Raw genomic sequence first — 12,370 nt, forward strand, 5'->3', positions numbered from 1 at the left:
GGAAAAAGCCCGCAGCGGCGGAAAGCCGCGTTCAGGCCGGATCCTGTTGTGCCTGTTGTCAGGCGACGGCGGCGGCAGCCTTGGGCTTGCGGCCACGGCGCGCGTTGGGCTTGCGGCCCAGGCCGATCTTCTTGGCCAGTTCGCGGCGCTTTTCGGCATAGTTGGGGGCGACCATCGGATAGTCGGCGGGCAGGTTCCAGCGCGCGCGATATTCTTCCGGGGTCATGTTGTAGTGCGTCATGAGGTGGCGCTTGAGCATCTTGAGCTTCTTGCCGTCTTCAAGGCACACGATGTAATCGGGCTTCACCGAAGCGCGAACCGATACGGCCGGTTCCGGCTTTTCTTCTTCGACCACGACCGGACCACCAAGACCGGCAAGAGCGCCGTAGACATTGGTGATCAGCGAGGGCAGGTCTTCGACGGAAACGCTGTTGTTGCTCACATGCGCAGCGACAATGTCAGAAGCGAGGGTGATCAGCGTTTCGTTCATATCAGTCTGAATATCTTCCACGTTATTTTTCCTTATGTGCGACCATAGGAGGGATTTCAGGCCTGTACGGGTCTGAGAAGATGGCCATTGGCCCATTTCGTTCTGTAACGCAAGTTCAATTGGAAGTTTTCACATAAATCTTCGAACTGCATGATTAATTTTGTCTGTATTCACCGGTTTCGGTTCAACCAATGTCGCAGGCGAACGTAATGGCGTCGATTCGTGCACCGCTTTGAGTACGGTAATAGTCGCGGCGTTCACCGATCGGATAGAAACCGAAGCTTCTATAGAGCGACTCGGCCGGATTGCCCCGGCGCATTTCAAGTAACAACCGTTTCGCTCCGCGTTCCGAGGCGCCTTCTCGCAGTTGTTCAAGAAGATATCGGCCAAGACCCCGTTTGCGAAATGCCGGCAGAACGCCAAGTAATAGCAGTTCTTCTTCTTCGAAGCCGGTGCGCGACAGAAAGAAACCCGCAGCCGGTTCGTCTTCGGCGGGCGGCTGACTGCCGTCTGCCGTGAGGGCATAGTGGCAATTTCCAAAGTGCATGGCGTCTTCCACTTGGCGCCGGTTCCAGGCTTCGCGGAATTCCGGATCGAAGGCAGCGGCCATGACAGCCATGATCCGGTCGATGTCGTCGGTCATGCCGCGCTCGCCGGAACGATACCTCCCGGCAGCCGGGCGTCCGGCGCGCGCCCGTAGAGCGGGCGGACATCGGTAATCAGGGCGCCGGGGGGCAGCCGGTGGAAAGCGCGGGCGTCGGGCCAGGCGGGGGCCGCCTTGCCATGCCCGCGCGCGGCCACGAGCGCTTCGGACTGGTTGCCCGCGACAATCTCTTCGGGCGTGGCAGCAGCGGCTGCGTCCGGGCGCAGGGAGGCCAGCGGGCGTGACGGATTGCCTGCCGCATCGAAGCCCTGCACGAACCATTCGCCGTGGCCGCCGGTCATGGCGACGCCGGCGGGAACGGCGCCATGGGTCTCGCGGGCGATCGCGGCGACCAGGGCCAGGCTGGCATAGCCGGCAATATCCGCGCCCCAGGCGAGCGCGAGGGCGCGGGCAGCGGCGAGGCCGACCCTCACGCCGGTGAAGCTGCCCGGGCCCAGCGAAACGACGATGTGGTCTGCCTTTCCGCGTCCGGGCAGCGCGGCGATCATCGGCACCAGTGCTTCGGCATGGCCGCGCCCCAGCATCCGGAATTCCCCGGCGGCCATCGCGCCGTTCTCGAACAGCGCGACCGAACAGGCGTCGGTGGCGGAATCGATCACGAGGGTGCGGCCCTCGCGCAGGGTGGGAAGCGGGGCGTTTTCTGGTGTCGTCACGGTCCGATCTGCCTGCCGCTTGTCAGGCGGCCCGGACTTCGGTCACTTCCGGAACGTAGTGCTTGAGCAGGCTTTCGATCCCGTGTTTGAGTGTGGCGGTCGAGGAAGGGCAGCCCGAGCAGGCGCCCTGCATCGTCAGATAGACCACGCCTTCGCGAAAGCCGCGATAGACGATGTCGCCGCCATCGTTGGCCACGGCCGGGCGCACGCGGGTTTCGATCAGTTCGCGGATCTGTGCGACAATATCGGCATCGGCGGGATCGTCGCCGAAGTCTTCATCCTCGTCGGCCGGGACCGCAATGCCGCTGGCATCGCCGCCCGCGAAGAGCGGGGCTTCCGAGACGAAATGATCGAGCAGGATCGAGACGACCTGCGGCTTGAGGCCGGGCCATTCGGCGCCGGGCGCGGCAGTCACCGAAACGAAGCTCTGCCCGAAGAACACGCCGGTCACGTCGCCCAGATCGAACAGCGCTTCGGCCAGCGGCGAGGCCGAGGCATCTTCCGGCGAGGTGAATTCGCGCGTGCCTGCCATCATGACCTGCCGGCCGGGCAGGAACTTGAGCGTCGCGGGATTGGGCGTGGTTTCGGTTTCGATGAACATGACACTGGCGATTTAGGTGAAGTGGGCCGCCGGTCAAGTGCAGAGACGGTCCGCATGGGTGCTATTCACTGGCCCTTAAGGGATCGGCTCCCTATAGATTGCGCGATGACAAAATTTCCGCGCGCCGCTTGCTCGCTTGCTTGCCTCGTTCTTCTCGCTCAGGCTCCGGTCCAGCCCGTCCTCGCGCAGGACGCCGACGCGCCCGCTGCGCCATCGGCCCTGCTGGCCGACACGCAGGCGCCCTGGCTCTACAAGAACAGCGACGTGCCGCACGACAAGGCGTGGCATTTCGGCGAACTGCCCAACGGGCTCAAGTATGCCGTGCGCAAAAACGGGGTGCCGCCGGGGCAGGTCTCGATCCGCATCCGCGTCGATGCCGGATCGCTCTACGAAACCGATTCCGAGCGCGGCTATGCGCACTTGCTGGAGCACATGCTGTTCCGCCAGTCGAAGTATCTGGCCGAAGGCACCGCGATTGCCGCGTTCCAGCGTCTGGGCGCGACATTCGGCAGCGATACCAACGCGCAGACCACGACGACCCAGACCGTGTTCCAGCTCGATCTGCCCAATGCGACACCCGCGTCGCTGGACGAAACATTCAAGCTGATGTCCGGCATGGTGACGGCGCCCACGCTGTCTGCGGCCAACCTCAAGAAGGACCTGCCGATCGTGCTTGCGGAAATGCGCGAGCGGGGCGGCGCGGCGAAGCGCGTGCAGAATGCCATGCAGGAGGTCTTCTACGCCGGGCAGCCATTGTCCGAGCGCGAACCGATCGGCACGGTCGCCAGCCTGACGGCAGCGACCCAGCAATCGGTCCGTGCGTTCTATTCGCGCTGGTACCGGCCGGACAATGTGGCCGTGATCGTCGCGGGCGATGCCGATCCGGCCATGCTGGAATCCTATGTGCGCAAGTGGTTCGGAGACTGGCAAGCGTCCGGACCGAAGCCGCAGGCGCCCAGCTTCGGCGATCCCGTCGCGCCCAAGGGCACCGATCCGAAGAACCCGGTCGGCGAAACGCGCGTGCTGGTCGAGCCCGACCTGCCGCCCTCGCTGATGGTCGCGATCCTGCGCCCCTGGCGGCAGGTGGACGACACGATCGTCTATAATCAGGGGCTGATGATCGATTCGATCGCGCAGGCCGTCATCAACCGCCGCCTGGAAACCAAGGCGCGGGCAGGGGGCAGCTTCCTGTCGGCCTCGGTCAATCAGGACGATGTCTCGCGCTCGGCTGACGCCACGTTCATTTCGGTCACGCCGCTGGGCGATGACTGGAAGGCGGCGCTGCACGATGTACGCGCGGTGATCGCCGATGCGCTAACCCGCCCGCCGACGCAGGAAGAGATCGACCGCGAGGCCGCCGAACTCGACGTGGCCTTTCAGGTTCCCGTCGAGCAGCAGCGCATCCTGCCGGGCTCCAAGCTGGCCGACGATCTGGTCAATGCGCTCGACATCCGTGAGACCGTGGCCGCGCCGGACGATGTGCTGAACATCTTCCGCAGCTCGAAGCCGCTGTTCACGCCCGAGGCCGTGCTTGAACACACGCGCAAGCTGTTCTCCGGCACGGTCGAACGCGCACTGTTCACGGTCCAGGCGCCGGGCAAGGCTACCGACGCGGAACTGCATCTGGCGCTGGCGGAGCCGGTCAAGCCCGACCAGAGCATCCGCATGGCGGCCGAAGCCGGACCGGTCTCGTTCGACAAGCTGCCCGCTGTCGGCACGCCAGCCGAACCGGTTGCCGATATCCCCACCGGTCTGCTCGACATCGAGGAACTGGCCTTCGCGAACGGCGTCAAGGTTCTGCTCTGGCCGGTTCAGGAAGAGCCGGGCCGGGTGATGGTGAAAGTCCGCTTCGGCGGCGGCTACCGCTCGATCGATCCCAAGGATGCGCCTTATATCGCGCTGGGCCAGTATGCACTGATCGGTTCGGGCCTTGCCACGCTGGGGCAGGAAGACCTCGACCGGGTCGCGACGGGCCGCAAGATGGGCTTCAATTTCGACGTGCAGGACGCGAACTTCGAGCTTTCCGCCGAAACGCGCCCGCAGGATCTGGCCGACCAGCTCTATCTCTTCGCGGCCAAGCTCGATCTGCCCCGGTGGGACGTGAACCCGTTCCTGCGGGCCAAGGCGGCGGCCAAGATCCAGTACGATACTTATGCGACTTCGCCGCAGGGCGTGCTCAACCGCGACTTGCAGTTCTACCAGCGCGGCAAGGACATGCGCTTCGCCACGCCGACCCCGGCCGAGATCGAGAAGACCACGCCCGAAGGCTTCAAGCGGGTCTGGAGCAAGGCCCTGTCGCAAGGCCCGGTCGAAGTGCAGATCTTCGGCGATTTCGACAAGGCGGCAGCGATCAAGGCGCTGGAAAAGACCTTCGGTGCGCTCAAGCCGCGCATCCCGGCCCCTTCGACCTCCGAGCTGACCGAAGTTACCGTGCCCAAGCCTTCGAATACGCCGGTGGTGCTGCATCACCACGGCGATCCCGATCAGGCGGCGGCGGTGATCTCGTGGCCGACCGGCGGCGGTTCGGTGGGTATCCGCGAATCGCGCCAGCTCGAAATCCTCACGCAGCTTTTCACCAACCGCCTGCTCGATGCCGTGCGTGAGAAGCTGGGCGTATCCTACGCGCCCTATGTCTTCTCGACCTGGCCGGTGGACTTGCAGGAGGGCGGATCGATCACGGCCATGGCGCAGCTCGATCCCAAGTCGGTGCCGGTGTTCTTCCAGACCGCGGACGAGATCGCGCAGGACCTGATCGCCCATCCGCCGACGGCCGACGAACTGGAGCGCGTGACCGAACCGCTGCGCCAGCAAGTGACGCGCGCGGCGTCCAGCACCTCGTTCTTCATGAGCCAGCTGGAAGGCGCGACCAGCGATCCTTCGCGGATCGGCAGCGTGCGCTCGGTGCTGAGCGACTATACCGTGACCACGCCTGAAAAGATGCAGCAGCTCGCCGCGCGCTATCTTGGCCAGAACAACTCGTGGCGGCTGGAAGTCATGCCCGAAGGCGACACGACCAGCGTCGCCGCGCGGTGATCCGGGCTCGGGAGCCGGTCTCCGGGGCCGCCGCATTATCGGCCTGTGCAGGTGCTTGGCGCAACCGATCACTGTGATCGGGCAAAGCGGCTTTGCAAAAATTGCCCGCGGGCGCTAAGGGGCGCCTCTTGTTTTTCTTTCCGGTGCACGGTGTGCCGGAGCCTAGGAGTATGAAACGTGGCTAGCAATTGGACCCCGGACGGCTGGAAGGCACAGGAAGCCCGCCACCTTCCGGTATATGGCGATGCGGAGAAGCTGAGCGAGGTTGAGGCCACGCTTGCAAAGTTCCCGCCGCTGGTCTTTGCCGGCGAGGCGCGTGCGCTTAAGGCGGATCTCGCCGAAGTGGCGGCCGGACGCGGTTTTCTGCTCCAGGGCGGGGACTGCGCCGAAAGCTTCGCCGAATTCAGCGCCGACAACATCCGCGACACTTTCCGCGTGCTGCTGCAGATGGCGGTGGTGCTCACGTTCGCCAGCAAGCAGCCGGTGGTGAAGGTTGGCCGCATGGCCGGCCAGTTCGCCAAGCCGCGCTCGGCTCCGACCGAGAAGCAGGGCGATCTGGAAGTGCCCAGCTACTTCGGCGACATCATCAACGGCATCGAATTCGGCGAGGAATCGCGCCGCAACGATCCCGAGCGGATGCTGCGCGCCTACACCCAGTCGTCGGCGACGCTGAACCTGCTGCGCGCTTTCGCGGGCGGCGGCTATGCCAACTTGCGCCAGGTGCACCAGTGGACGATGGAGCACATCGGCCGCAGCCCCTGGGGCGAGAAGTTCGCGCAGATGGCCGATCGCATCGGCGAGGCGCTGGAATTCATGGCTGCCTGCGGTGTCGATCCGGAAACCGTGCCGCAGCTTCAGGGCACCAGCTTCTACACCAGCCACGAAGCGCTGCTGCTGCCTTACGAGGAAGCGCTGACCCGCCGGGATTCGCTGACCGGCGACTGGTACGACTGCTCGGCCCACATGCTGTGGATCGGCGACCGTACCCGCTTCGAAGGCTCGGCCCATGTCGAGTTCCTGCGCGGCGTCGGCAACCCGATCGGCATGAAGTGCGGCCCCAGCCTGGAGCCGGACGCGCTGCTGCGGATGCTCGACACGCTCAATCCGGCGCGCGAGCCCGGCCGCATGACCCTGATCAGCCGCTTCGGCCATGACAAGGTCGAGGCCGGCCTGCCGAAGCTGGTGCGCGCGGTGAAGGCCGAAGGCCATCCGGTGGTGTGGTCGTGCGATCCGATGCACGGCAACGTCATCAAGGCGGAAAGCGGCTTCAAGACCCGTCCGTTCGACCGCATCCTGGCCGAAGTGCGCGGATTCTTCGCGGTCCACCGCGCGGAAGGCACGCACGCGGGCGGCATCCACATCGAGATGACCGGGCAGGACGTGACCGAGTGCACCGGCGGCGCCATCGCCATCACCGATGCGACGCTGGCCGACCGCTACCACACCCACTGCGACCCGCGCCTCAATGGCGCGCAGTCGATCGAGCTGGCCTTCGAAATGGCCGACCTGCTCAACCTCGAAGCGAACGAGCGGCACAAGCAGGCTGCCTGATTTCGGGGCTTATGGAATGAGAAAAGGGCGCGGAAGGCTGAGGCTTTCCGCGCCCTTTTTCGTGTGGGCGGTCCGCTTTGCGCCTTAACGTAAGCCATTCGGGCTAGATTTCCTCGGGCCTGAAAGCTGACGCTCCAATCAAGACCGGTTCTGGGACATTGCGGGCAGTCGGGATACCCTTGCTGAACGGTAGGATCCGCCCGTACCTGTCGTTCCCGCGCTAACCGTTCTGGCGATCAGCCATGCCTGATCTGTTGTGGAAACCGGAACGGCAACTCTTGGGATCGAATTACGCCGAAGCGGACATTAGCAAATTCCCTGGCGCCGTTGAACGGGAGAGCATCCGGCAAAACCAGCGAACCGTGCCGGATGTACCCCCGGCCATATCTCGGGTCAGTTCCGCCTTAACGACCCTGCACGCTTCTTAGACAAGATCGCGCAGTTTCTGCCAGTGAAGACAATCAGCGCCCATGCAGATGCAATCGAAATTCGCTACGAAGAAAGGTCGTGAAACAACATATAACATTGTTTTCAATAAATTTTTATCCTAAATGCGCAGCTGGATGATGGCTAGACATCATGCAATTCAATGCTTACTTGGAGATCTTACGTGGCTGCAGTTTCTTCGATCAATCTCGTTCTGGCCCAAAGCTTCCAGCTTCTTCTTTCGAGTGGGGCCTCGGCGGGCCAACCGCTCAAGGCTGGGAATTATGTTGCGGAACCAAACGTCGGACAACAAGCTGGCACGTTCTCACTCTACGAAGCCGATGCGAGTTTCGTCAAAGGCACGCACGTAGCCAACGTCCACTTGACCGTCGCTCCGAACGGCCAAGTCTTCCTCATGGCCTAAATCGGCCAAGCGAAGTTACAGTCCGGCAGGTTTGGGCGAACGCGTTGCATGCAATGCGCTCGCCTCTACTTACGGGCAGTATCGGCGATGAAGCCGACATTCCCGGCACTGCGTCGGAACGTCGCAACCTGGGTCGGTGGCTGACTAGCGGATGAGTCGTGATAGCCAGTCTAACGTACCCTTGCCATCCATCAGTTCTAGCCGCGTTGGAATGAACGGTTTGAACTGCTCCTTCTCTGGCAAGTCCTTCGGGAAGTGCGACGTTGTGATGATCATGCCTTTTGAAGCGTCAGGCTCACCCAGCATGACACCGAGCAGCGCGCGCACGTCGTCATATCTAACCTCGTGGTGCGCCGCATAACGCTTGATCGAGGCGATTACCTTAACACAGCCAGGACCAGACGTGGTCGCGATCACGTCGCGGCCATTATCGCCCGAGCGAGGGGTCAGCACGACATTGGAATAGCCGTCACGCTCGAAGGCGCCGGCAATCAGTTCCTCGAATTTTTGAGGCGGCATCCGGTAGGCTTCGGTCCAGTCTCGTCTCAGCACATCTACGATCGCGTGCCACATCACGGTGCTCGCTTTGATCTGCGCCCCTTGCGTCACTTGGCGCTCCGGAATAACCAGAGCAGACGTGAGTAGCGAGAGATTAGCGAGCTGGTTTTGCTCGTCCAGTGTGATCAGTCTCTGCTTGGCGGGCACGACCAGAGCCTCGGCGCTATCCGAAATCCACGTCGTCAGAGCGATATCGCTCTTTGGCTCTCCGAATGGGTGCGACCGCTCGTTTCGGGGGAAGCGGTGACGCTCGCCTATACCAGCGATCCTGCTGCTCAGATCGCGCTGAGGCGAGAGCTGGTCGGATTTTATGCTGCGCTCAGTGTCACCAAGCGTCCTGAGGGCTGCGCGCATAACCTCGCTTTTCGAGATACCGTGCTGCTGCGCAATGTTTTCGAGCTGATTCAATGCCTCGTTGTCGAGGCTGAGCGAAAGCCGGGTATTCGGCCGGAGCTCGCGCATCAATTCTTTCGAATCGAAACTCTTGCTGGTCATGCTATCCCCTTCACTCTTGTTGGAACATGGGGGCGCAAACCGGAAGGTTCAACAGTTTTTGAAACATGATCACAATGACGGCGCGTGCCTGCTGGACGGCTTCGCGCTACGCTGGTGGCAGGTTCCCAGCAGGAGCGGCCATTCACGCGCGCCTGGTGGAACGGCTTGAATTGGTCGGGAGCCGATGCCGGTCAAACGACAGCTATCGCATTGTTCCCGCCCCAAACCGGACAGTCGCCAACCGGCCCCAAATCCGACACCGTGCCAAGCTCGATTTTCCTACATCGCCAGAGCCTGTTACGTTCACACCGGCTCTTTCAGATCGTGGGAACCGCCCGGGGCTCGGCCACATATACGGGGCTGCGGCGCGCATGGGTTTGATCAACTAAACTCATGCGCGCCGCAAGCACGTATGCTCGGTGGGGATTGAATTTTGGTCATGGCCGCGCGCGGCGCGTATAGCGGTTTGCAGGCTTGCGCTTGACCGCGCTGCCCGCCCGCGCCACCCATGGCGTATGAAGCACCCCCTGATCGCCGCGAGCCTTGTCCTCGCGCTCTCCACCACGGCCGCCATCCCTCTCGCCACCGGGGCTGCGGCGCCTACCGACACCATGATGAACGAGAAGGTCGAGTCCTACGACTGGGTTCGTCCGCAGGCCGATTTCGTGCGGCGGGAAGTGATGATCCCGATGCGCGACGGGACCAAGCTCTACACGGTGATCGTCTTCCGCAAGGGCACGAAGAATGCGCCGATCCTGCTCAGCCGCACGCCCTATGACGCGCAGCGGGCGACCACGCGCAACCGCAGCCAGAAGATCGAAGAGATCCTGCCGGTGATGGACAAGGAATTCGTCGATGACGGCTACATCCGCGTCTATCAGGACGTGCGCGGCCTCGGCCGTTCGGAAGGCGATTATGTGATGAACCGTCCGCTGCGCGGGCCGCTCAATCCGACCAAGGTCGATCACGCCACCGATGCCTATGATACGATCGACTGGCTGGTGAAGAACGTGCCTGAAAGCAACGGCAAGGTGGGTATCACCGGGTCGTCCTATCTCGGCTTCACGTCGCTGATGGCGTTGGTCGATCCGCATCCCGCGCTCAAGGCCGCCGTGCCGCAGAGCCCGATGGTCGATGGCTGGATGGGCGACGACTGGTTCCACAATGGCGCTTTTCGCACGTTCGGCTTCGACTACGATCTCGGCCAGACGGTGGAGAAGGGGGGCGGCAGTGTGCCCAAGGGGACGGGCGACGAGTACACGGCTTACCTTAATGGCGGGTCGGCGATGGAATACGCCAAGGCCTATGGTCTGCTGGACCTGCCCGTGGTGCGCAAGGTGCTCGAACATCCCGCTTATGACGCCTGGTGGCAGGGGCAGGCGGTCGACAAGCTGCTGGCGGCCCGCAAGCTGACCGTGCCGACCATGCTGGTCGTCGGTCAATGGGATCAGGAGGACAGCTATGGCGCCCCGGCGGTCTATCGGGCGCTGGAGCCGCAGGACAAGGCCAATGACATGGTCAGCCTCGTGATTGGCCCCTGGCGCCATTCGGGAGTGAACTACGAAGGGCGCGAACTGGGGCCGCTCAAGTTCGAGGGGGACACGGCGCTGCAGTTCCGCACGCGCTACATGAAGCCGTTTCTGGACTGTCATCTCAAGACCAGCCCGCCCAAATGCAACACGCCGCCGGTGCTGACTTACGCGACGGGCACGGACCGCTGGGAGGTCTCGCAGAAGTGGCCGGACGGGGCCTATACGCCGCTCTATCTCGCCGCCAACGCGGGGCTGTCGTTCAGCAAGCCGGAGGCGGGCAGCGAGAGCTATGTGTCTGACCCGGCCAAGCCGGTGCCGATGCTGCCGCGTCCGATCCACTTGTCGGGCGACGAGTGGCGGCAGTGGCTGGTGCATGACCAGCGCTTTGTCGACGGGCGGCCGGACGTGATGACCTATTCCACCGGCGTTCTCGACAAGCCGGTGCACATCAAGGGCGCGCCCAAGGTCGATCTCCATGCCTCCACCACCGGGCAGGACAGCGACTACGTGGTCAAGCTGATCGACGTCTATCCGGAGGAGAACACGGCTGATCCGGTGATGGCCGGTTACGAACTGGCGCTGGGCATCGAGATCTTCCGGGGCCGCTACGTGCACGGGTTCTCCACGCCTGCACCGCTGGAGCCGGGCAAGACCTATGCCTTCAAGTGGTCGCTACCCAATGTCGATCATGTGTTCCTGCCGGGGCACAGGATCATGGTGCAGGTCCAGTCGAGCCTGTTTCCGCTCTATGACCGCAATCCGCAGACATGGGTGCCGTCGATCATGGAGGCGATGCCCAAGGACTATGTGAAGGCGACGGAAACGGTGCACTATGGCGGCGATGCGGCCAGTGCCGTCTGGCTGCCGGTCACGAAGGACTGAGAGCGGCCAGTGCCCGGCGCGCGCCCCGGGCGGAATGGGGGGAGAGGCGCGCGCCGAGGCGTTTCCCGGCGCAAGGGGCACCGGGAAACAGGCCTGGCAGCCGTCTGGGGCACGCCGAAGCCGAGGCCCGCCGTTGCGGCTGATGGCAGTCGTATCGCCTGAAGCCTTTCGGGGGGGCAAAGGCTCCAGGAATCGGCCGGACTGTACCGGCATTGAGAATTCAGCCGCCAATCCTCCCGCAATGCGGCGAGTCAGGCGGTTAAATTCTATACTGAGGAGTATATATTCGTGCGGGGAAGGCGGTCAAGCGCCTTTCTGTACCGGGCGGTAAATCCGTTCTTCGAGGCCGGTTTCAAGCGGGGAACCGAGCGTCCAATTCCCCAGGCGTCGTTGCCGTACGGCTTCAGCGTCCCGGCCACATCGCCAGGAAGGTGTCGACGACATGCTGCAAGTCTTCCCGGCTCGCACCTCCCTGGGATTTGACGGCAAGCCCTTGCAGGACGGTCGTCAGGCATTGGGCCAGTGCTTTCGGGTCGATGCTCTCGGGTAAATCACCATCGGCCTTGGCGCGTTCCAGCCGTTCGACAACGGCCGCTTCGGACGATACGCGGCGGGCAATCACGTGCTCGCGCAGGGAGGGCGCTTCAGCCGCGCAGGCCACCATGCTGATGACGCCCAGGCACCCTTGCGGATCGATCGCCCCGCAATGGGTCTCCAGCGCTCCGTTCAGCAGGCGTTCTGCCACTCCTTTCGCAGAGGAGGCTTCCAGCGCGCGGCGGACGTAAGAGAGCTTTTCGCGCTCATAGAGGTCCAGCGCTTTCTTGAAGAGGGCTTCCTTGTTGCCGAAGCAGGCATAGAGGCTCGGCTTGGTGATGCCCATCGCCTCGGTCAGCTCGGCCATCGAAGCGCCTTCGTAGCCGTGCTCCCAGAACACGCGCAAAGCACAGGCAAGTGCCTTGTCGGGATCGAATTCCCGCGGCCGGCCGCGTGCCTTGCTGGTGGTGGCAGAACATTCCATACCAATCGGTATGTAGTTGTCTGTAACCGTTTCGTCCAGTGCC

Annotated in this window: 10 protein-coding genes; 4 read left to right on the plus strand and 6 right to left on the minus strand. The window is 63.3% G+C overall.

What is annotated here, in order from left to right; genetic code table 11:
• Positions 1 to 58: 58 nt before the first annotated feature.
• The 4 genes from NN5_RS04970 to NN5_RS04985 all read right to left on the minus strand — a co-directional run bounded on the left by NN5_RS04970 (position 59) and on the right by NN5_RS04985 (position 2,408).
• A complete protein-coding gene (locus tag NN5_RS04970) occupies positions 59 to 511 on the minus strand; it encodes a Ros/MucR family transcriptional regulator (RefSeq protein WP_067732914.1) in 453 nt (150 codons plus the stop codon).
• Between the two features lie 163 nt (positions 512 to 674).
• Positions 675 to 1,133, minus strand: a complete 459-nt coding sequence (locus NN5_RS04975) for a GNAT family N-acetyltransferase (protein WP_067732915.1) — start codon at positions 1,131 to 1,133, stop codon at positions 675 to 677.
• Entirely contained in the window at positions 1,130 to 1,807 is a 678-nt protein-coding gene (tsaB, locus tag NN5_RS04980) for a tRNA (adenosine(37)-N6)-threonylcarbamoyltransferase complex dimerization subunit type 1 TsaB (protein WP_245656240.1), read from the minus strand. Before tsaB ends, NN5_RS04975 begins: the two co-directional genes overlap by 4 nt.
• A gap of 22 nt (positions 1,808 to 1,829) precedes the next feature.
• A complete protein-coding gene (locus NN5_RS04985; RefSeq protein WP_067732916.1) occupies positions 1,830 to 2,408 on the minus strand; it encodes a NifU family protein in 579 nt (192 codons plus the stop codon).
• Positions 2,409 to 2,513: 105 nt separating this feature from the next.
• Here NN5_RS04985 and NN5_RS04990 point away from each other — a divergent pair, with 105 nt between their 5' ends.
• The 3 genes from NN5_RS04990 (at position 2,514) to NN5_RS05000 (ending at position 7,842) form a co-directional block, all read left to right on the plus strand.
• The gene (locus tag NN5_RS04990; RefSeq protein WP_067732917.1) at positions 2,514 to 5,441 is read left to right on the plus strand and encodes a M16 family metallopeptidase; all 2,928 of its coding nucleotides are present in this window, start codon (positions 2,514 to 2,516) and stop codon (positions 5,439 to 5,441) included.
• A 177-nt stretch (positions 5,442 to 5,618) separates the two neighbouring features.
• The gene (locus NN5_RS04995; RefSeq protein ID WP_067732918.1) at positions 5,619 to 6,992 is read left to right on the plus strand and encodes a class II 3-deoxy-7-phosphoheptulonate synthase; all 1,374 of its coding nucleotides are present in this window, start codon (positions 5,619 to 5,621) and stop codon (positions 6,990 to 6,992) included.
• A 610-nt stretch (positions 6,993 to 7,602) separates the two neighbouring features.
• The gene (locus NN5_RS05000; protein ID WP_067732919.1) at positions 7,603 to 7,842 is read left to right on the plus strand and encodes a hypothetical protein; all 240 of its coding nucleotides are present in this window, start codon (positions 7,603 to 7,605) and stop codon (positions 7,840 to 7,842) included.
• A gap of 144 nt (positions 7,843 to 7,986) precedes the next feature.
• On the opposite strand, the gene NN5_RS05005 is transcribed toward NN5_RS05000, so the two are convergent.
• On the minus strand, positions 7,987 to 8,895 hold the full coding sequence (locus NN5_RS05005; RefSeq protein ID WP_067732920.1) for a restriction endonuclease: 909 nt from the start codon (positions 8,893 to 8,895) through the stop codon (positions 7,987 to 7,989).
• A 515-nt stretch (positions 8,896 to 9,410) separates the two neighbouring features.
• Here NN5_RS05005 and NN5_RS05010 point away from each other — a divergent pair.
• Positions 9,411 to 11,309, plus strand: a complete 1,899-nt coding sequence (locus NN5_RS05010) for a CocE/NonD family hydrolase (RefSeq protein ID WP_067732921.1) — start codon at positions 9,411 to 9,413, stop codon at positions 11,307 to 11,309.
• Positions 11,310 to 11,712: 403 nt separating this feature from the next.
• Here NN5_RS05010 and NN5_RS05015 read toward each other — a convergent pair whose 3' ends face one another.
• Entirely contained in the window at positions 11,713 to 12,327 is a 615-nt protein-coding gene (locus NN5_RS05015; protein ID WP_067732922.1) for a TetR/AcrR family transcriptional regulator, read from the minus strand.
• Positions 12,328 to 12,370 lie beyond the last annotated feature (43 nt).

The organism is Novosphingobium naphthalenivorans NBRC 102051 (assembly GCF_001590985.1).
Classification (GTDB): Bacteria; Pseudomonadota; Alphaproteobacteria; order Sphingomonadales; family Sphingomonadaceae; genus Novosphingobium; species Novosphingobium naphthalenivorans.

Excerpts from the sequence above, each read along its gene's own strand:
- NN5_RS04975 (WP_067732915.1), bottom strand. The coding sequence starts at position 1,133 with ATGACCGACGACATCGACCGGATCATGGCTGTCATGGCCGCTGCCTTC.
- NN5_RS04985 (WP_067732916.1), bottom strand. The coding sequence starts at position 2,408 with ATGTTCATCGAAACCGAAACCACGCCCAATCCCGCGACGCTCAAGTTC.
- NN5_RS04990 (WP_067732917.1), top strand. The coding sequence starts at position 2,514 with ATGACAAAATTTCCGCGCGCCGCTTGCTCGCTTGCTTGCCTCGTTCTT.
- NN5_RS05005 (WP_067732920.1), bottom strand. The coding sequence starts at position 8,895 with ATGACCAGCAAGAGTTTCGATTCGAAAGAATTGATGCGCGAGCTCCGG.
- NN5_RS05010 (WP_067732921.1), top strand. The coding sequence starts at position 9,411 with ATGAAGCACCCCCTGATCGCCGCGAGCCTTGTCCTCGCGCTCTCCACC.
- NN5_RS05015 (WP_067732922.1), bottom strand. The coding sequence starts at position 12,327 with ATGGAATGTTCTGCCACCACCAGCAAGGCACGCGGCCGGCCGCGGGAA.